Genomic DNA, 18,288 nt, shown 5'->3' with positions numbered 1-18,288 from the left:
CCACTTTTCAGCCGTTATCTGTGTTGTTGAGGCACCCCGGAACATGTGTCGGAATGTGTGTGATTTAAAGAAATAAGTTAGTGGACATAAAGCTTGTTTCGCCAATTGGAGAAAACAGTCCTGATGTCCGGCGCGCTTTATACCATATTTTGTCTATCTATGGCTAGAAAAAATTCTAAAAATGGCGACTGCTATACTGATCTCTAAAGGTAAATTTTCTCTATAAAATAGTGTCTATATCAAGCAGGTTCTGCATCTGTTAACCGAACATTATTTAATCACGTTAACAGTATCCTCCAGTATTGTACGGACATGGTAATGTTGCGCTAAATTGCTGCACTGATAGAATAGCCCCAATATGCACACTTAGGTGCTACCAAATTAAGAGATATGCAATGGCTGTAAAAATTAAAACTGCTGAAGAAATTGAAAAAATGCGCGTCGCCGGCAAGCTGGCCGCTGACATTATTGAGATGATCGAACCTCACATCCAAGTGGGTACCACGACGGAAGAGCTCAATACGCTTTGTCATGAGTACGCTCTAGAAAGAGGTGCATACTCTGCGCCACTCGATTACCACGGTTTCCCTAAGTCTATCTGTACGTCTATCAATCATATTGTGTGTCACGGCATTCCCGCGTCACAAGACGAGACGGGTAGCACAGGTCAATTCAAACCTGCGGTACTCAAAGATGGCGACATTCTGAACGTTGATATCACAGTTATCATCCCTGATGACGCAAATGCCGATCTTAGTACTCGCCCTCAAGGCTACCACGGTGACACCTCTAAGATGTTCCTAGTGGGTGAGGTTTCACCTGCAAACAAGCGTCTGTGCATGGTTGCTCAAGAAGCACTTTACGAAGGCATGCGCCAAGTTAAGCCAGGTGTTCAACTTGGTCAAATCGGTACTGCTATCGAGAAGTACATCAAAACAAACAACAAGAACAACCCACGCGCTAAGTTCTCTATTGTTAAAGATTACTGTGGTCACGGCATTGGTTCTGAATTCCACGAAGATCCACAAGTAGTTCACTACAAGAACAGCGATCGCACCGTGCTAAAAGCAGGCATGTGCTTCACTATCGAGCCAATGATCAACGCGGGTAAGTTTGGCTGTCGTCTTGATGACGAAGATAGCTGGACAGTATACACAGCAGACAGCAAGAACTCGGCTCAATGGGAGCACACTCTGGTTGTAACTGATACTGGTTGTGAAGTACTAACACTGCGCAGCGATGATACAATCCCACGTATCATGAAGAACGCTTAGTTCACCGAACTGAGCGCATCAGCCTTTTAAAAATATCCTCGCATTGTCGAGGATATTTTTTATCCACTCAATTTCGATTTTCCATCAGCTTCTGTTAAATTGTTTACTATTCTCATTTGCTTGCACGGATAGCAGACTATGCCTTATCAATGCCCTCTTACGTTCAATGACGAACAAATTGAAATCTGCGAATTAAAAAATCAGCTCGAGATCTTCACGCAGTATCAAAAAAATGAATTTCTGAACCACCATCCCGTCACCGATTTGGTTCTACTGCGCTCCGAATACATGGATTTACTTCTCAATCGTTTGTGGGAAAATTTCGGATTCAACAAACTGCCTCATATTTCACTTGTCGCAGTGGGTGGTTATGGTCGTGGCGAACTGCATCCTTTGTCTGACATTGATATTCTCATTGTCTCGCAAAAAACACTACCACCAGCTCTTGGTGAAAAGGTCAGTCAATTCATTACTCTACTTTGGGATTTAAAGCTCGAAGTTGGCCATGCTGTGCGAACTATTACTGAGTGTCTCGATATCGGCACCGATGATTTAACCGTCGCGACCAACCTACAAGAGTCGCGATTGTTATGTGGTAGTGAAGACACTTTCCAAGAACTAAAACTGAAGATTCATTCCGATTCATTTTGGCCAAGTGAGACGTTTTACAAAGCCAAGATTCAAGAACAGAGAGAGCGTCATGCTCGCTACCACGACACCACCTATAATTTAGAACCGGACATCAAATCTACTCCGGGAGGGCTCAGAGACATCCATACCCTGAGCTGGGTTGCGCGTCGCCACTTCGGCGCGACCTCTTTGTTAGAGATGAGCAAATACGGCTTTCTGACCGATGCTGAATATCGTGAGCTCGTTGAGTGCCAAGATTTTTTATGGCGTGTTCGCTTTGCATTGCATATTGAACTGCGCCGTTACGACAACCGTTTAACGTTCGCGCATCAAGCTCAAGTCGCTGAACATCTGGGTTATACGGGTGAAGGAAACCGTGGTGTTGAGATGATGATGAAAGAGTTCTACCGAACCCTTCGTCGTGTTGCTGAACTGAATAAGATGCTGCTTAAGCTGTTCGATCAAGCGATCATCAATGGCGGTCAAACCCAAGACGCTGAAATTCTCGATAGTGATTTCCAACGTCGAGGTTCGTTGATCGAAGCGCGCAAGCCTGCCCTATTCCAAGCAAGACCAGAAACCATTCTCGATATGTTCATCCATATCGCCAATGACTCGACTATCGAAGGGGTAAGTCCACCAACATTGCGACAACTGCGTACGGCACGCCGTCGATTGAACCGATTCCTGCATACTATTCCTGAAGCTCGTGACAAGTTCATGGATCTAGTTCGCCACCCTAATGCCCTGCACAAAGCCTTTAGCTTAATGCACAAATTGGGCGTGCTCTCTGCGTACTTACCGCAGTGGAGCCAGATCGTTGGTCAGATGCAGTTTGACCTATTCCATGTTTACACCGTGGATGAGCACAGTATCCGCCTGCTCAAGCACATCAACCGCTTTGGTCAAATCGAAAACCACGATAAGCACCCTATCTGCTGTGAAGTCTATCCTCGAGTACAGAAGAAAGAGTTGCTGATCCTTGCCGCTATCTTCCATGACATCGGCAAAGGCCGCGGCGGAGACCACTCTGAGATAGGTGCGGTTGAGGCTTACTCTTTCTGTATTGAACACGGGCTATCGAAGCCTGAAGCCAAACAAGTCGCGTGGTTGGTACAAAATCACCTATTGATGTCAGTAACGGCTCAACGTCGTGATATCTACGACCCAGATGTGATCACCGAATTCGCCAAAAAAGTGCGTGATGAAGAATCACTCGAGCTACTGGTTTGTTTAACCGTTGCCGATATCTGTGCGACTAACCCTGAGCTATGGAACAGTTGGAAACGAACCCTGTTAGCTGAGCTGTTCCACTCAACGCAGCGAGCACTGCGCCGCGGCTTGGAAAACCCTGTCGATGTCAGAGACCGTATTCGTCACAACCAACAAATGGCATCTGCACTGCTGCGTAAAGAAGGCTTCACGGCTCGTGAGATTGAGGTGTTGTGGCAGCGTTTCAAAGCTGACTATTTCTTGCGTCACACACATAAACAAATCGCTTGGCACTGTGAGCACTTACTTCGCCTAGAAGACCCAAGCCAACCGTTAGTGCTGATCAGTAAGAAAGCGACGCGCGGTGGCACAGAAGTGTTCGTTTATTGTAAAGACCAAGCAGCACTGTTTGCGACCGTGGTTGCCGAACTCGACAGACGTAACTTTAACGTTCATGACGCGCAGGTCATGGTTAGCAAAGATGGTCATGTTTTGGATACCTTTATCGTACTAGACCAGCACGGCGAAGCGATTGATGAAGCAAGACACAAAGCCGTTGCTAAACATCTGACTCATGTATTGACTGATGGCCGCCCGACTAAGATTAAGACGCGTCGCACGCCACGTAACTTGCAACACTTTAAGGTCAAAACCTTAGTTGAGTTCCTACCAACCAAGAGCAAGAAACGTACCTTGATGGAGTTAAGAGCTCTTGATACGCCGGGGTTATTGGCTCAAGTCGGTGCAACCTTTGCGGAGCTAGACATCAACTTGCACGGTGCCAAAATCACCACCATAGGTGAGCGAGCAGAGGATCTGTTTATTCTGACCAGTGAAGCGGGAGGAAGGCTGTCTGAAGAACAAGAACAGGCACTAAGAGAACGATTAACCGAGCACGTTTCTGAACTCGCACCTTAGAAAGCGAATTCAGTCTAAAAACAGGTTTAATAACCAAATAAGTGTGGGCAAAGATAGAGAGCGATCTTGCCCACAACTTACAATCAATTCACAGATATCAACTATCTAGCTCGTCGTTAGGCTGCTACATTGATCAAGTCAATTACATAAAAGTATTACATTCATAACCTAGAGGTCGCTTATGTATCCAAACCTCACTGGCTTAGGTATCCACGAACCTAAACAGATTGAACGTTACTCCCTTCGCCAAGAAGCGCACAAAGATATCCTGAAGATTTACTTTCGTAAGCAGAAAGGGGAACTGTTCGCGAAAAGCGTTAAATTTAAGTACCCACGACAAGTAAAAAGTGTGCTTGTTAGCGGTGGCAATAATCAATACAAAGAAGTGACAGAGATTAACCGCAACCTCACTCTTGTGATTGATGAACTCAACAAAATCACCAAACCGACGCCAACGGCTGAGGTGGATGTGAAGCAGAAGATCCTTACCGACTTACGCCATCTAGAGAAAGTGGTATCAAGCAAGATCGCTGAGATCGAAGCTGATCTAGAAAAGCTAAAATGATCCCGCGACTAACTATTACTGTTAACTAACCAACATTAGTTATGCCGTTAAGGTTATACAGATACAAAAAGGGCTGATATCACTATCAGCCCTTTGTTTTTTATTCTATTTTCTCTATTCACTTAGACTGGAGATTGCCTAAACACGCGAGACTTACTTAGACAAGCAAGTTTGAGCATCGATTAAGTTAGTATCCCACTCAAAGGTTTCAAACAACCTTAGCCAAGTTTCATCAAGGTTGGCCTTCATCACCAACTCTTCTTTTGTGAAAGGATGGATAAAGCGAAGCTCAGAAGCGTGCAACAACAAACGATGCGAATCTAAATCATCACGGAACAGTCGATTGTGCTTACCATCACCATGTGAAGTATCACCGACAATCGGATGTCTTAGATGAGCCATGTGACGACGCAGCTGATGTTTGCGACCTGTCTTTGGCATCATCTCAACCAAGCAGTAGCGGCTCGTAGGAAAGCGTCCTGTTGAATATGGCACTTCTACTTTTGCTAGCGGTTCATAGACTGTCACTGCCTCTTGCGCTTCTTTGTCTTCTTTCGCGAACTTATCTGCGATCTTATCCAGCTCAACCTTAAGTGCATAATCGAGCGTATCGCCCTCTTCTATCCAACCACGGACAATCGCATGATAGGTTTTTTGCATCTCATGATTAGCGAACATTGGCATCACCTGTGAAGCAACCTCACTCGACAACGCAAACACCAACACACCCGATGTCGGTCTGTCTAAGCGGTGTAATGGAAATACATGCTGACCAATTTGATCGCGCAATGTCTGCATAACAAATTGCGTTTCGTGTTTATCCAACCATGAACGATGCACTAGCATGCCAGCGGGCTTATTCACCGCGACAAAGTACTCATCTTGATAAATGATCTCTAACATTACGCACATACCTCATCAATGCTCTGAATTGTCACTAGCAGTTCGACTTTGTCTGCCTCATTTTTCCACACTTCACCAAAATAAGGATGGATAGCAAAGCCTTTCGGTAGGCTCATTTGGGCATCCATCATTGCGTTGATCTTAACGATAAAGATCCACTGCAACCACTCTTCCGGTTGTAACGAATCAATCCCGAAAGGTTCAACGCTCGCCAGAGCTTCATCCGAAGGCGGAAGCGTGCTCCATAGCGAACATTGGCGCATTTGTTCTTCTAATTGTTGAAGTAAAAGAGGTAACTTTGTGGCTGCTGTCATTTTTCACCAAGTTATTTATCTAGTGACCTTGAAATTGGGGCATAGAGTACCATCTATTTAGGAAAGAAAGTTAGGAGCTTTATTACTATGGAAACGATTCACACGCTCACTCAGTTACTAAAGAATAGCGGTTGCCAGTACGATATCTACGACCTAGGTCGCCGTATTCAGAAGATCGACAACACCTTATTCTCTGATGTTGAGCAAGGGAAACAGCCGTACCCATTTCCACTTCAGAAACAAGCTCACTTAGCGATTAGTTACTGGAACGAACACAAGCAACCTTGGATCTGGTTCCTAAAATTCAAACTGGACGAAAGAGGCCTATTACATCAAGGTGATGTCGGCAATTTCCTTAAGTTTGTTATCGAAGCGATGGGCACACGTTTGAACGGTGAGATCAGCGAAGAGCAACAACAAAAGCTGTCAAACAACCCATATACCTTCAAGCCTTCAGAAGACAAAATGGCCGTGTTCCATAGCCAAGTAAGAGCAGGTTTAGACCTTGCAACGAGCCAATACTACGAACACGCTCAACACTACTTCACAGGCGATCTAGGCTGGGACAACTGGAAAACCGTTGGCCTACAAGGCATCACTGATATGTGTGCTCGTTTAGGCAGCCAACAAAATGGTGTCGCGATTCGCAAAGCATTGAATAAGCTGCCTTCAGAACCGCTATACGCGACGTTAGGTGCGCTCGAGCACACACAAATCAATGACAAGCTCGCTCAACGCTTACAAGAAATGGCAGAGAATGAGATTAACAGTCAAGAGCCAGATCTGTTCTTACTGTCAGCACTGGTACGTGCCCTTTCTGGCGCAGAGCAAAGCACAACCAACGCCGTAATTAACCAAGTTCTGGCTAGCCCGCGCTTAAGCCACCAAGAAGTATTGATTGGTTTGGCTGGTCGCAGCTGGCACGCACTGCAAGATCCTGCGATTGCTGAGCAGTTCTTGCTGCGTCTCGCACAAACGGGCAACCAAAACTTGTTCAATCAGTTATTTGCAGATTTAGTGATGATTCCGACACTGAGAATGGTATTTTTACCATTATTGAACTCGAACCCATCACCAGAACTCGCCAATGCACTTGTAGAATTACAACAAGCGGCTAAGTCGCAATAGATACCAGACAGAACAGCTCAGTAGCTCATAACAAAAAGCTCAAATCACGAACGGAATAGAGAGATAAAAGGAAGTATGGATTAAATGATAGATAACTTATTGGCTATTTTGATGCTGTGCTTCTTTTGCTTTCTGTTTTGGCAACAGCGCAGGCAATCCGAGCTTGCGAAAGCTGCCATTGCGAGAAAATGTAAAGAGCTCGACTTACAGCTATTAAGTGTTGCCTTTAGTGGTCATAAACTTAAGATGCGCCATGAGCTCACCACCATTTGGCGCTGGCACACCGTGTATCAATTTGAGTTTTCAGCGTTAGGTGATGACCTGTACCAAGGGAAACTGACCATGGTGGGCTTCCGTTCTATGCGGTTTGAGCTACAGCCTCATAGAATGTAACGTCGCAATACGCGGTATAACTATATTCATGATAAGGGCCAAACTGATCTTGTTTGGTCTCTTTAAATGCAAAGCCTAACTTTTCAAGTAACTTAATTGATGGGTTATGACCAACATTAACGGTCGCGACAACATTCGTTAGGTGTTCTTCAAAACAAACCAAACTAAAGAAAGGTTTTAGCACTTCACTAGCAAGGCCTTGATTCCAAAACTCCTTGTCCAGAATAAATCCCAGTTCATGCTTCCCTTCTTCAGACGAAACAAACAAATGCCCGAGGTATTCGCGGGTTTGGTTGTGGATAATGGCTCGGCAAAAACCAACGTTGTCGTTCAGTATTTCTTGAAATAGGTGTTTTGCAGAGGCAATAGAATGCGGCCCGTTCATTTCAGCACGATTGATGGGGCAGCAATTCAACTTGATAAAGTCATGTTCTAACTGCTCGGTATAAGGTACCAACAGCGTTCTTGAGGTTGCTATCGTCATAAAACACTCCTTGTGTTGACCATTAGCAGAAAAGCAGATGTCGCGTGCTTAGATAAAAGCTCCTGAATTAAAGAGAGCCCCTAGATAGAGAAAAAGCCTTAGGAAAAGAAAAGCCCCGACACCGAAGTGTCAGGGCTAGGGTCTTACTCGCAGCAGTCCGGCTACTAATTAATGCTCCATGCATCATCCATAATAGTGGCTGTAATCCTTCAGCTCTTTCCTTTACTTCGCCGTCCTAGCGGTGTCCAATCATCCTGAAAGCTAACAATCCTAGTTAGCGCACATCACTTGTTCCGTGAGCGGTGTCCTTTACATCGTCCTGATGCTAATCCAACCCTTTAATCCTAAAGGTGTCCATTGTCATTCCGTTGCAGCTAACTTCCTGTTAACTGACTGTATCCCTACAATGTCCTTACGCTCCATGCTTGATCACTCAATCCTAAGTAACCAAATCTTCATCCTGAAGATAACCAAATCCTTGGTGCTTTCCTGTTCCGTGTCAGAATCCTTCCGACAAGGTTTAATTTACGCGATTTAGGATTTCGGACAATAGATTTGCATCACATTTTGAATTCAAGAAAGTTGTTAATTATATAAAACAATTAAAATTCAACACCTTAACCATATGCGCATCAATCTCTCTAGCGATGTATTCGTGTTATCTCACAACCTTTGTAAGAGATCTCTCACAAGCCATGGGCGGTTTTATGATTCGCTATCATTCACCAGAGCGAGTAAAATGACTAAAGACTAAAAATGGAGATCAACATGCTGACAAAAGATGTTTCTGAAGAGTTGAAATCAGTGCTTGAAGGACTGCAAGCGCAAGGGAAAGAGCCGACAGTTGCTTTAGTTAAGGCTCGTATGAGCACATCCGTTCCGATGCCCGCTTTAATCACGACCATCAAGAGCTGGAAAAGCGCAAATCGTGTTCCTAAAGTTGAAGTCGCGACACAAGAAGAGCCAGCACTTGATCGTGTTAGCCAACTGGAAAAGCAAATCCTTGAACTCACTGCTCGCGTTGCCATGCTTGAAGCTAAACTAACTGATCAATAAGGCAACTGAGCAATAAGTTGACCGATAAATAAGCTAACAGAGAAATAGAACACTATGAAGATATGGGTTGATGCGGACGCTTGTCCAAAGGTTATCCGAGAAACAATCGTACGCGCAGCTGAGCGCACAGGGGTTGAATGTACCTTTGTGGCAAACCATCTGGTTCCCGTTCCTAAACGCAATAACATTCACTCAATTCAAGTGCCAAGCGGGTTTGATATTGCTGATGATGAAATCGTAAAGCGCACTGAACCCGGCGATCTTGTGATTACATCCGATATCCCTCTGGCTGACGAAGTGATCACTAAAGGTGGGCAAGCACTCAGCTCTCGTGGTGAGCTTTACACCAAAGAGACCATTAAAGCGCGTCTGAACATTCGTGACTTTATGGATACCATGCGCTCAAGTGGCATCCAAACGGGTGGACCAAGTGCCCTTTCTCAAACCGACCGTCGTGAGTTTGCCAACCACTTAGATAGAATTCTAGCCAAACGCTAGCTGGCTCATCCGAGCTTAACCTAGTTCTATCTCTCCATAAAAAATCAAAAAACCTGCAAACAATGCAGGTTTTTTTAATATCAATTAGAAGAAGGTTTCCCCTACTCTACAACTAAGGCGTGTAGTACGTTGCAGCGCCTGGACCTACTGGTAGACCGAATACGAATACCCATAGGTAGAACAAGATGCTCCAACCAAACATGAATACCATTGAGTAAGGCAACATTGTCGCGATCAGTGTACCGATACCTAGGTTCTTCATGTAGCGAGTTGCTACGGCAAGGATAAGACCGAAGTAGCTCATCATTGGTGTAATGATGTTGGTTGTTGAATCACCGATACGGTAAGCCGCTTGAATCGTTTCAGGTGCGTAGCCTACTAGCATTAGCATTGGAACGAAGATTGGCGCTGTTACTGCCCACTGTGCAGAAGCTGAACCGATCATCAGGTTAATGAAACCACACATTAGGATGAATGCGAAGAACAACATTGGACCCGTTAGGCCGATATCCTGAAGGAATGTTGCGCCGCCTACAGCAACCACTTGACCAAAGTTCGTCCACTTAAAGAAAGCAACAAACTGTGCAGCAAAGAATACAAGAACGATGTACATGCCCATTGAAGACATCGACGTTGCCATTGCATTAATCACATCACGGTCATTCTTCATTGAACCGGTAATTTTGCCGTAAACAAAACCAGGAATAGCAAAGAATACAAAGATAAACGCGACGATACTTTTCAGGAATGGAGAGCCTGAAATCGTGCCCGCCTCTGAACGTAGAACACCGTCAGCAGGAACAACAGTCCAAGCTAAAAGCGCACTCACGATTAATACAGCGACACCCGCCAATCTAAGGCCTTTCTTCTCAATAGCAGTAAGCTTACCCATTGAGTCATTTGAAAGATCTTCAGACGCGTCTTCGACATTGTATTTACCCAGTTTAGGTTCAACAATCTTCTCTGTTACCAATGCGCCGGCAATCGAGATAAAGAAGGTCGAAATAAACATGAAGTACCAGTTTGATTCAGGGCCAACAGAGTAAGATGGATCAAGCATTTGTGCTGCTGTTTCTGTGATACCAGAAAGCAGTGGATCAACCGTACCGATAAGTAGATTTGCAGAATAACCACCAGATACACCAGCAAATGCTGCCGCTAGACCTGCTAATGGGTGACGACCCAATGAGTGGAAAAGCATTGCTGCAAGAGGGATAAGTACTACGTAACCCAGCTCTGAAGCCGTGTTAGAGATAATACCGGCAAATACCACGGTCACAGTAACCATGCGCTGAGATGCGCCCATTACCATGCCGCGCATTGCCGCAGATAATAGACCTGAGTGCTCAGCAATCGCAACACCTAGCATTGCAACAAGTACAGTACCAAGTGGCGCAAAGCCAACAAAGTTCGAAACTAGATTCGTTACGATGAGTTGTAAGCCTTCAGCATTAAGTAAGCTTACAACGTGGATCATACCATCAGCAGCACGACCACTAGCACCTTCAGGGCGAGGGTCCATGACAGACACTTCAAAGTAACCAGCAATACCTGAAGAAACTAGGATTGCGACACAGAAGATAGCAAAAAGAGTGATTGGGTGGGGTAAAAGGTTCCCCAAATATTCAACGCTGTCTAAAAAGCGTGTGAAAATAGGTTTTTTTGGTGCGTTGTTTTTTATTGAAGCAGATGAACTCATCTGTTCCCTCCTTGTGTAGTGATTCCTGTGCAATTGTGACAAAGATGTTCAAATTGCCAGCGAAGGGTACGCGACAAAAATATCAATTAGAAATTCAAAATGTTACAAAGTGTGTAACAAACGACGACTTTTAACTCTATTTGAACAATTAATTAGCAAATAAATCTATATTAAACACAAAAACTAGATTTATAATTTACAACAACGCATTCACTAGAAATATAACTCACAATATAACCCATTGATTCACTTGAAAATAAAATACACCGTACGTTAAATACACACTCGATATCCGGTTAAGTTCCTCTCGAAGGAAAAGAAAAACAGACAAATGAATGAAGTTTGACTTTCCCCTCGTTTTTACACACATGTCACATCATATTGACGGTTATTTTTGAACCGCTTTAAATCTTGGATTGGATTTACAGATCACATAGTGACGCCCTCTACGCTTAACTATCTGGCAATCAGGGTGACGGCTTTTCGCACTTTTAAGTGATTTAACAACTTTCATTATTTAGCTCCCTTACCTAATTGACCAAAACGACGAGTGAAGTTCGCAACGCGTCCCTCTTTATGTAGCACTCGTTGTTTGCCCGTATAGAAAGGATGCGACTTTGGCGACACCTCAATTGTGAAGTAAGGGCAAGTATTGCCGACTTCCCATTCGATAGTACGGTCTGTTTTTAGCGTTGAGCCGATTAAGAAGTACTCATCGACACTGGTGTCATGAAAAACCACGGGACGGTAATCTGGATGGATATTCGGTTTCATTGTATTCCCCTTAAATAACCAACTTGATATGTTATAACACTACAAGTGACAATTGTTATCAAAAGAAAAACAAGCGATTTTATGATATTTTTCCGTCTTAATCGTAATCAGAGAACACCCAACTATGTACACAATTGAACCTGTTGGCTTTATTGAGTCTCCTTATAAAGAGAAGTTCGCTGTGCCAAGGCAGCCCAGGTTGGTACCCACATCCACCTCAAGAGTCAGATTGGTTGATGCAGCAAACTGCCTTGAGTCTGTTCGTGATATAGAGCAATTTAGCCATGTTTGGTTACTATTTCTGTTCGACAAGAACCTTGAAGCAGGCTGGAAACCAACTGTGAGGCCACCTCGCCTTGGCGGGAATGAACGTATTGGTGTATTCGCGTCACGTGCCACATTCAGACCAAATGGAATTGGCATGTCTGCGGTTGAACTAAAAGGTGTGTCTCAAGAGAAAGGACAGACTTGGTTGGATCTCGGCAGCGTCGACTTAGTAGACGGTACACCGATCATCGACATCAAGCCTTATATCCCCTACTCAGATTCGATTCCGGATGCATTGGGAGGGTTCGCCGCCGACGAACCAGAGGTGCTCGACGTTAACTTTTCGCAGCAAGCGCAAAGTAAGCTCGCAAGCCATCCACAGGCGCGCCATATCATTCAAGTGATCAAAGAAGTATTAGGCCAAGATCCTCGCCCTGCCTATAAGAAAGGTAAACCTGACAGTAAGGAATATGCGGTAAATTTGTTCGATCTTAACGTGAAATTCGTAGTTGAAACGCTTTTCATCAATGTAACTGACATTGAACGCTTTTGAGATCCCAAATAGGCTGATATTATATGCGGCTATATCAGATTTGCTGTGGTCACGAACGACAGCAAGTTTTCTTTTATCAATGATGAAACGGATACCATAGAATGCGTACCAGTAACTACCTTCTTTCTACTCTGAAAGAGACTCCAAACGACGCAGAAGTTATCAGCCACCAGCTGATGCTACGTGCAGGTATGATCCGTAAGCTAGCTTCAGGTTTATATACTTGGCTACCTACTGGTCTACGTGTACTGCGTAAAGTCGAAAATATCGTTCGCCAAGAGATCGATAATGCAGGTGCCGTTGAAATCTTGATGCCCGTAGTTCAACCGTTTGAGCTTTGGGAAGAGACTGGCCGTTCTGAAAAGATGGGGCCTGAGCTACTTCGTTTCACAGACCGTCACTCTCGTCCATTTGTTCTTAGCCCAACAGCTGAAGAAGTGGTAACGAGTCTAGTACGTAACGAGATCAGCTCTTACAAACAGCTACCTCTAAATCTGTACCAAATCCAGACTAAATTCCGTGATGAGCGCCGCCCTCGTTTTGGCGTAATGCGTGCACGTGAATTCTCTATGATGGATGCGTACAGCTTTGATATCGACAAAGAAGGCTTAGAAAAGTCTTACCAAGCGATGCACGATGCTTACTGTAAAGCATTCGACCGTATGGGCCTTGAATACCGTCCAGTATTGGCAGACTCTGGCGCAATCGGCGGCAGCGGCTCTCAAGAGTTCCACGTTCTTGCTGAAAGCGGCGAAGACCTAATCGCATTCTCAACTGAGTCAGATTACGCAGCAAACATCGAAAAAGCAGAAGCACTTGCTCCTACTGAAGATGCAGCAGCACCAACTCAAGAGATGGAACTGGTTGATACACCAAATGCGAAAACTATCGCAGAATTGGTAGAGCAACACGGTCTAGCAATCGAGAAGACAGTTAAGACTCTATTCGTTAAAGCTTCTGATGAAGTAGACGCTGATATCATCGCGCTAATCATCCGTGGTGACCACGAACTGAACGAAGTGAAAGCAGAGAACCTTCCACAGGTTGCTTCTCCACTAGAGATGGCTTCTGAAGAAGAAATCCGTGCACTTGTTGGCGCTGGTCCTGGTTCACTTGGCCCTGTTGGCCTAGAGCTACCATTCATCGTTGACCGCTCAGTTGCTGTAATGAGTGACTTCGGCGCTGGTGCAAACGTAGACGGTAAGCACTACTTCGGAATTAACTGGGGTCGTGACGTTGAGCTTGCTCAAGTTGAAGACCTACGTAACGTAGTTGAAGGTGACCTTAGCCCATGTGGTAAAGGTACTATCCAGCTTAAGCGTGGTATCGAAGTGGGTCACATCTTCCAACTGGGTAATACTTACTCTAAAGCAATGAACTGTAACGTGCTTGGTCCTGATGGTAAGAGCGTAATCCTAGAGATGGGTTGTTACGGTATCGGTGTTTCACGTGTTGTTGCATCTGCTATCGAGCAAAACCACGATAAATTCGGTATCACTTGGCCAGACGCACTAGCGCCGTTCCAAGTTGCTATCGTACCAATGAACATGCACAAATCTGAGCGCGTTAAAGAAGCAGCTGAGAAGCTATACGCTGAATTAACAGCTATGGGTATCGAAGTTTTATTCGATGACCGTAAAGAGCGCCCTGGTGTTATGTTTAAAGATATCGAGCTTGTGGGTATCCCTCACACTATCGTTATCGGCGATCGCAGCATGGACGAAGGTAACTTCGAATACAAAAACCGTCGTACTGGTGATAAAGAAGCTATCGCAATGGACACGGTTATCGAGCACCTTAAGGCTCAACTAGCTTAGTAATCCGATTACTGACTAGATAAACATTGAAAGGCTGCCGTTAGGTGGCCTTTTTTGTGCCTGTCATTTCGCTTCAAACTCCCTTCTATTTATCAGTAGAGTAAATAACGTAAGTTAATCCCCTGTTCATCTTTAAATCCGTATATTGGTGTCATCAACTTTTTGGACATGCTCACCATTGGAGGTATCGATGGATATCAAAAGCTTACTGAACCAAGCACTTAAATCAGATCTCGTAAAACAAGGTACTCAGCAACTTTCACAAGGGTCTTCAAGTTTAAGTGGCCTTTCTCAAGGCAGCAATAGCAAGAGTAGCAGTAAAAGTACACTCGGAGCCTTCGGTGCAGGCGCAGTTGGCGGAGGACTGTTAGGTGCGTTAATGGGCTCTAAGAAGACTAAGAAAATGGGTAAGAAAGCGGCTGGGATTGGCGGCGCAGCAGCACTGGGCGCTTTGGCTTATAAAGTCTACAACGACTACCAGTCCAAACAAGGCCAGACACCTAACGCCGAACAGGCTCAGTTTGATGAAAATGATGCAAACCACAGCGTGCTGATTCTACGATCGATGATTGCCGCGTCTAAAGCTGATGGCCATGTTGATGAAGAAGAGATGGCTAAGATAGAGGAAGCCGTCGAGAATATGGGCGCTGATTATCAACTGACTAAATTGGTCTCTGAAGAACTGCATAAGCCACTCGACCCAAGCGAAATCGCTCAACTGGCAACGTCACCTCAACAGGCGAGTGAGATCTACTTAGCCTCTTTGATTGTGGCCGACGAACAGAATTTCATGGAAAAGGCGTACCTGAAAGAGCTCGCGAAACAGCTCAATCTTGCTGATGAAGTCACCTATCAACTTGAACAACAAGTCTCTGGCTAATCGGCAAGTACCAAACGAAGCCGTAAAGAACGGCCTAAGCAGCGAGCTAACCAAGTGAGATATTGAGCAAGGACAAACTAACTCTGAACTTAATCAGATCCACTTTGTTTTTGCTTATCTCTATGTGTATATTGAGATCAGTTATCATTTGGTTAGGTATAAAAATGAAAGTATACGATTGTTGTGATTTGGTGCGTGAACTGTATTCTCAAATTGGCAGTGGCGACCAAGGCTATATCCCTAAAGCGATCACCTGCGCGGTAAAAACATTGAATGACCTTGCTGCCGATGAGTCTCTTCCTAAAGAAGCTCGTGAACGTGCAGCCTTTGCCGCTGCTAACTTACTGATTTCAGATTTCGAGGACTAATATGAACCTCGCTAACTTTGAAAAAATGGATCCAGTGATGTTGATGAGCATCGTCAACATGAAGCTTCGTGACGACTTCGGCGGTGATTTAGATCGAGTGGTCAACTTCTACGAAATCGACAAAGCAGCCTTAATCGCTAAGCTCGCGTCTGCTGGTTTTGAGTATCTTCCAGAAGCTAAACAGTTTCGATAGTCGTTAAAAAAATCTTCCTATTTAAAGGCCAACCTCTGTGTTGGTCTTTTTTTTGGTGATACGTAACAAGCAAACATGCAGCAAACCCGTTATAAATTATCTGTCTGCACCTATACTTTTATATCTTAGAGTCAACGAACGCGCCTTGAACCAAAGCGTATTGTTGTATAGGCTACCCAAACTAGCATATAAAACTCATCACCCAACTTGATGATAGTGAAGGATTAACAATGAAAAGACTCGGACTTTTAGCCGTTATCGCAGCCGCACTCACCGCAGGTTGCGCTTCAAATACTCAGCAAGACAACTTTCGCGAAGCCTCTTTTGAGCTGTGTAATACTGAAGTCGATATTTACTCTGTAAGCCATGATGAACGAGTTCGCATCGTCTGCTCTGATGGCTCTAAATTCGCTTTGAACAGCGAAGATACACTAGAAGTAATGCGTGATATCAACATCGACTACTGCGATGGCGAAGGCTTAGGCAAATTCAACGAGAGCCGCCACTATTACTCATTCAAGTGTAAGTCAGGCACCCTACTTAGCATCAAAAAGTAGAATCGACACTACCAAATACCAAAGGGTTAATGTGAAAGCATTAACCCTTTTTAATACCCGCTTTTCTTTACTCTTAATCCCAAATCCACCAGCCACCAGATACAAAAAATAGCTCCTTTAAAGAAGCCTCTAGTATCATTGCTTTTCAAAGTAGTTGTTTGAAATTCTAGGAGAGCACGCGGAGCTTACGAATGTAAGTGAGCATGCTCGACAACGTAATACCCAAAAAAACAAAAAAAGCTCCCAACAGGAGCCTTTCAAATCGTATTTTTCAATCAAATAGCTTTAGTTCAAGGAAAAGGCGCGGAGTTTACGAATGTAAATGAGCACCTTTGACACAGAAATTAAGCTATTTGAGCCAGAAAAATTAAGCGTAAACAGGTAGACGCTTACAGATCTCTAGTACTTTTGCTTTAGTCGCTTCGATAACAGACTCATCACCCATGTTATCTAGGATGTCACAGATCCAACCTGCTAGCTCTTTCGCGTCTGCTTCTGAGAAACCGCGACGAGTGATAGAAGGAGAACCGATACGGATACCTGAAGTAACGAATGGGCTACGTGGGTCGTTTGGTACTGAGTTCTTGTTTACAGTGATGTTTGCTGCACCTAGTGCTGCATCTGCTTCTTTACCTGTGATGTCTTTGTTGATTAGGTCAACTAGGAACAGGTGGTTCTCTGTAGAACCTGAAACGATGTTGTAACCGCGTGCTAGGAATTCAGCAACCATTGCTTTTGCGTTAGCAACTACGCGAGCTTGGTATTCTTTGAACTCTGGCTCTAGAGCTTCTTTGAACGCTACTGCTTTACCAGCGATAACGTGCATTAGAGGACCACCTTGGCCGCCTGGGAATACTGCTGAGTTTAGTTTCTTGTAAAGATCTTCGCCTTCGTTTGAAAGGATAAGACCGCCACGAGGACCCGCAAGCGTTTTGTGCGTTGTCGTTGTTACAACGTGAGCATGTGGAACTGGGTTCGGGTAAACACCTGCAGCGATTAGACCAGCAACGTGAGCCATATCTACGAAGAAGTAAGCACCTACTTTGTCAGCGATTTCACGCATGCGCTTCCAATCACAGATTTGAGAGTAAGCAGAGAAACCACCGATGATCATCTTAGGCTTGTTCTCGATAGCCAGCTTTTCCATCTCTTCGTAATCGATTTGACCCGCTTCATCGATACCGTAAGGGATGATGTTGTAAAGCTTACCAGAGAAGTTTACTGGAGAACCGTGAGTTAGGTGACCACCGTGTGCTAGGCTCATACCTAGAACCGTATCGCCTGCATTTAGTAGTGCCATGTATACAGCGTTATTTGCTTGAGAACCTGAGTGAGGCTGTACGTTTGCGTACTCTGCACCAAATAGTTCACATGCACGTTCAATTGCTAGAGTTTCAACTTTGTCTACGTACTCACAACCACCGTAGTAACGCTTGCCTGGGTAGCCTTCAGCGTATTTGTTTGTTAGCTGAGAACCTTGAGCTTCCATTACACGTGGGCTTGTGTAGTTTTCTGAAGCGATAAGTTCGATATGCTCTTCCTGACGAAGAGTTTCTTCTTGGATAGCTGCGAATAGATCCGCATCGTAATCAGCAATGTTCATGTCACGCTTAAGCATCTGTATCTCCTGACTCAGATTGTACTGAAAGTTTCAAAAAAACCACACAACGACCGAAAGCAAACGTTTCCGTCACCGTTTTGATGTGACGCATTCTACATAATTTGATCTAGGTCATAAAGAGCTAATTGCAATTTTATCATGCAGTTTTTTCATAATCACAAATAAGATTCATCATGGTTATTTG

20 protein-coding genes are annotated in these 18,288 nt (G+C 44.4%); 13 read left to right on the top strand and 7 right to left on the bottom strand.

Annotated features, from left to right (window positions below):
* The first annotated feature begins 395 nt into the window (after positions 1-395).
* From map to AB4138_RS08420, 3 genes are all read left to right on the top strand, one after another.
* Positions 396-1,274, top strand: a complete 879-nt coding sequence (map, locus tag AB4138_RS08430) for a type I methionyl aminopeptidase (protein ID WP_017060743.1) — start codon at positions 396-398, stop codon at positions 1,272-1,274.
* Between the two features lie 138 nt (positions 1,275-1,412).
* The gene (gene glnD, locus AB4138_RS08425; RefSeq protein ID WP_017060744.1) at positions 1,413-4,034 is read left to right on the top strand and encodes a bifunctional uridylyltransferase/uridylyl-removing protein GlnD; all 2,622 of its coding nucleotides are present in this window, start codon (positions 1,413-1,415) and stop codon (positions 4,032-4,034) included.
* Between the two features lie 181 nt (positions 4,035-4,215).
* Positions 4,216-4,599 carry a DUF3461 family protein gene (locus AB4138_RS08420; RefSeq protein ID WP_004734354.1) on the top strand — a complete coding sequence of 128 codons (384 nt, stop codon included), beginning with the start codon at positions 4,216-4,218 and terminating at the stop codon, positions 4,597-4,599.
* Positions 4,600-4,752: 153 nt separating this feature from the next.
* Here the strand turns inward: AB4138_RS08420 and truC are convergent, their stop codons facing one another.
* Together truC and AB4138_RS08410 are read right to left on the bottom strand one after the other, a co-directional pair.
* On the bottom strand, positions 4,753-5,502 hold the full coding sequence (gene truC, locus AB4138_RS08415; RefSeq protein WP_017060745.1) for a tRNA pseudouridine(65) synthase TruC: 750 nt from the start codon (positions 5,500-5,502) through the stop codon (positions 4,753-4,755).
* A complete protein-coding gene (locus AB4138_RS08410; RefSeq protein WP_017063358.1) occupies positions 5,502-5,816 on the bottom strand; it encodes a YqcC family protein in 315 nt (104 codons plus the stop codon). Before AB4138_RS08410 ends, truC begins: the two co-directional genes overlap by 1 nt.
* An 87-nt stretch (positions 5,817-5,903) precedes the next feature.
* Here AB4138_RS08410 and AB4138_RS08405 point away from each other — a divergent pair, with 87 nt between their 5' ends.
* Positions 5,904-6,944, top strand: a complete 1,041-nt coding sequence (locus tag AB4138_RS08405; protein WP_017060747.1) for a DUF3549 family protein — start codon at positions 5,904-5,906, stop codon at positions 6,942-6,944.
* Positions 6,945-7,028: 84 nt separating this feature from the next.
* Entirely contained in the window at positions 7,029-7,337 is a 309-nt protein-coding gene (locus tag AB4138_RS08400) for a DUF3301 domain-containing protein (protein WP_017060748.1), read from the top strand.
* On the opposite strand, the gene AB4138_RS08395 is transcribed toward AB4138_RS08400, so the two are convergent.
* Positions 7,303-7,821 carry a GNAT family N-acetyltransferase gene (locus AB4138_RS08395; RefSeq protein ID WP_017060749.1) on the bottom strand — a complete coding sequence of 173 codons (519 nt, stop codon included), beginning with the start codon at positions 7,819-7,821 and terminating at the stop codon, positions 7,303-7,305. The genes AB4138_RS08400 and AB4138_RS08395 overlap by 35 nt on opposite strands.
* A gap of 768 nt (positions 7,822-8,589) precedes the next feature.
* On the opposite strand from AB4138_RS08395, the gene AB4138_RS08390 reads away from it, so the two are divergent.
* Complete coding sequence (locus AB4138_RS08390; protein WP_017069390.1) at positions 8,590-8,877, top strand: hypothetical protein; 288 nt, start codon at positions 8,590-8,592, stop codon at positions 8,875-8,877.
* Positions 8,878-8,931: 54 nt separating this feature from the next.
* The gene (locus tag AB4138_RS08385) at positions 8,932-9,375 is read left to right on the top strand and encodes a YaiI/YqxD family protein (RefSeq protein WP_017063355.1); all 444 of its coding nucleotides are present in this window, start codon (positions 8,932-8,934) and stop codon (positions 9,373-9,375) included.
* A gap of 112 nt (positions 9,376-9,487) precedes the next feature.
* Here AB4138_RS08385 and AB4138_RS08380 read toward each other — a convergent pair whose 3' ends face one another.
* From AB4138_RS08380 to AB4138_RS08370, 3 genes are all read right to left on the bottom strand, one after another.
* Complete coding sequence (locus AB4138_RS08380; protein WP_010436458.1) at positions 9,488-11,074, bottom strand: AbgT family transporter; 1,587 nt, start codon at positions 11,072-11,074, stop codon at positions 9,488-9,490.
* Positions 11,075-11,462: 388 nt separating this feature from the next.
* Positions 11,463-11,588, bottom strand: coding sequence for a type B 50S ribosomal protein L36 (ykgO, locus tag AB4138_RS08375; protein ID WP_010436457.1), 126 nt, complete (start codon positions 11,586-11,588; stop codon positions 11,463-11,465).
* A complete protein-coding gene (locus AB4138_RS08370; RefSeq protein ID WP_136982694.1) occupies positions 11,588-11,848 on the bottom strand; it encodes a type B 50S ribosomal protein L31 in 261 nt (86 codons plus the stop codon). Before AB4138_RS08370 ends, ykgO begins: the two co-directional genes overlap by 1 nt.
* Positions 11,849-11,972: 124 nt before the next feature.
* Between AB4138_RS08370 and tsaA the strand changes: the two genes are divergently transcribed.
* The 6 genes from tsaA (at position 11,973) to AB4138_RS08340 (ending at position 16,483) form a co-directional block, all read left to right on the top strand.
* Positions 11,973-12,668, top strand: coding sequence for a tRNA (N6-threonylcarbamoyladenosine(37)-N6)-methyltransferase TrmO (gene tsaA, locus AB4138_RS08365; RefSeq protein WP_050711737.1), 696 nt, complete (start codon positions 11,973-11,975; stop codon positions 12,666-12,668).
* 101 nt (positions 12,669-12,769) lie between these two features.
* Positions 12,770-14,485 carry a proline--tRNA ligase gene (locus tag AB4138_RS08360; RefSeq protein ID WP_102428248.1) on the top strand — a complete coding sequence of 572 codons (1,716 nt, stop codon included), beginning with the start codon at positions 12,770-12,772 and terminating at the stop codon, positions 14,483-14,485.
* A gap of 190 nt (positions 14,486-14,675) precedes the next feature.
* Positions 14,676-15,365: a tellurite resistance TerB family protein gene (locus AB4138_RS08355; RefSeq protein WP_136978129.1), complete on the top strand. Its 690-nt coding sequence runs from the start codon at positions 14,676-14,678 to the stop codon at positions 15,363-15,365.
* 164 nt (positions 15,366-15,529) lie between these two features.
* Positions 15,530-15,733, top strand: a complete 204-nt coding sequence (locus AB4138_RS08350; protein ID WP_008222923.1) for a YaeP family protein — start codon at positions 15,530-15,532, stop codon at positions 15,731-15,733.
* A 1-nt stretch (position 15,734) separates the two neighbouring features.
* On the top strand, positions 15,735-15,926 hold the full coding sequence (locus AB4138_RS08345) for a DUF4250 domain-containing protein (protein WP_004738555.1): 192 nt from the start codon (positions 15,735-15,737) through the stop codon (positions 15,924-15,926).
* Positions 15,927-16,156: 230 nt separating this feature from the next.
* Positions 16,157-16,483, top strand: a complete 327-nt coding sequence (locus AB4138_RS08340; RefSeq protein ID WP_102320137.1) for a hypothetical protein — start codon at positions 16,157-16,159, stop codon at positions 16,481-16,483.
* Between the two features lie 367 nt (positions 16,484-16,850).
* Here the strand turns inward: AB4138_RS08340 and glyA are convergent, their stop codons facing one another.
* Positions 16,851-18,101 (bottom strand): serine hydroxymethyltransferase, encoded by a 1,251-nt coding sequence (gene glyA, locus AB4138_RS08335; RefSeq protein WP_372305616.1) that lies wholly within the window; start codon positions 18,099-18,101, stop codon positions 16,851-16,853.
* Positions 18,102-18,288: the final 187 nt, after the last annotated feature.

The organism is Vibrio sp. 10N.286.52.C3, assembly GCF_041468865.1.
GTDB lineage: Bacteria > Pseudomonadota > Gammaproteobacteria > Enterobacterales > Vibrionaceae > Vibrio > Vibrio crassostreae_C.
The sequence above is the reverse complement of the archived record's forward strand: the minus strand, read 5'-3'. Positions and strand labels throughout refer to the sequence as shown.

Excerpts from the sequence above, each read along its gene's own strand:
- map (WP_017060743.1), top strand. The coding sequence starts at position 396 with ATGGCTGTAAAAATTAAAACTGCTGAAGAAATTGAAAAAATGCGCGTC.
- glnD (WP_017060744.1), top strand. The coding sequence starts at position 1,413 with ATGCCTTATCAATGCCCTCTTACGTTCAATGACGAACAAATTGAAATC.
- AB4138_RS08420 (WP_004734354.1), top strand. The coding sequence starts at position 4,216 with ATGTATCCAAACCTCACTGGCTTAGGTATCCACGAACCTAAACAGATT.
- truC (WP_017060745.1), bottom strand. The coding sequence starts at position 5,502 with ATGTTAGAGATCATTTATCAAGATGAGTACTTTGTCGCGGTGAATAAG.
- AB4138_RS08410 (WP_017063358.1), bottom strand. The coding sequence starts at position 5,816 with ATGACAGCAGCCACAAAGTTACCTCTTTTACTTCAACAATTAGAAGAA.
- AB4138_RS08405 (WP_017060747.1), top strand. The coding sequence starts at position 5,904 with ATGGAAACGATTCACACGCTCACTCAGTTACTAAAGAATAGCGGTTGC.
- AB4138_RS08400 (WP_017060748.1), top strand. The coding sequence starts at position 7,029 with ATGATAGATAACTTATTGGCTATTTTGATGCTGTGCTTCTTTTGCTTT.
- AB4138_RS08395 (WP_017060749.1), bottom strand. The coding sequence starts at position 7,821 with ATGACGATAGCAACCTCAAGAACGCTGTTGGTACCTTATACCGAGCAG.
- AB4138_RS08390 (WP_017069390.1), top strand. The coding sequence starts at position 8,590 with ATGCTGACAAAAGATGTTTCTGAAGAGTTGAAATCAGTGCTTGAAGGA.
- AB4138_RS08385 (WP_017063355.1), top strand. The coding sequence starts at position 8,932 with ATGAAGATATGGGTTGATGCGGACGCTTGTCCAAAGGTTATCCGAGAA.
- AB4138_RS08380 (WP_010436458.1), bottom strand. The coding sequence starts at position 11,074 with ATGAGTTCATCTGCTTCAATAAAAAACAACGCACCAAAAAAACCTATT.
- ykgO (WP_010436457.1), bottom strand. The coding sequence starts at position 11,588 with ATGAAAGTTGTTAAATCACTTAAAAGTGCGAAAAGCCGTCACCCTGAT.
- AB4138_RS08370 (WP_136982694.1), bottom strand. The coding sequence starts at position 11,848 with ATGAAACCGAATATCCATCCAGATTACCGTCCCGTGGTTTTTCATGAC.
- tsaA (WP_050711737.1), top strand. The coding sequence starts at position 11,973 with ATGTACACAATTGAACCTGTTGGCTTTATTGAGTCTCCTTATAAAGAG.
- AB4138_RS08360 (WP_102428248.1), top strand. The coding sequence starts at position 12,770 with ATGCGTACCAGTAACTACCTTCTTTCTACTCTGAAAGAGACTCCAAAC.
- AB4138_RS08355 (WP_136978129.1), top strand. The coding sequence starts at position 14,676 with ATGGATATCAAAAGCTTACTGAACCAAGCACTTAAATCAGATCTCGTA.
- AB4138_RS08350 (WP_008222923.1), top strand. The coding sequence starts at position 15,530 with ATGAAAGTATACGATTGTTGTGATTTGGTGCGTGAACTGTATTCTCAA.
- AB4138_RS08345 (WP_004738555.1), top strand. The coding sequence starts at position 15,735 with ATGAACCTCGCTAACTTTGAAAAAATGGATCCAGTGATGTTGATGAGC.
- AB4138_RS08340 (WP_102320137.1), top strand. The coding sequence starts at position 16,157 with ATGAAAAGACTCGGACTTTTAGCCGTTATCGCAGCCGCACTCACCGCA.
- glyA (WP_372305616.1), bottom strand. The coding sequence starts at position 18,101 with ATGCTTAAGCGTGACATGAACATTGCTGATTACGATGCGGATCTATTC.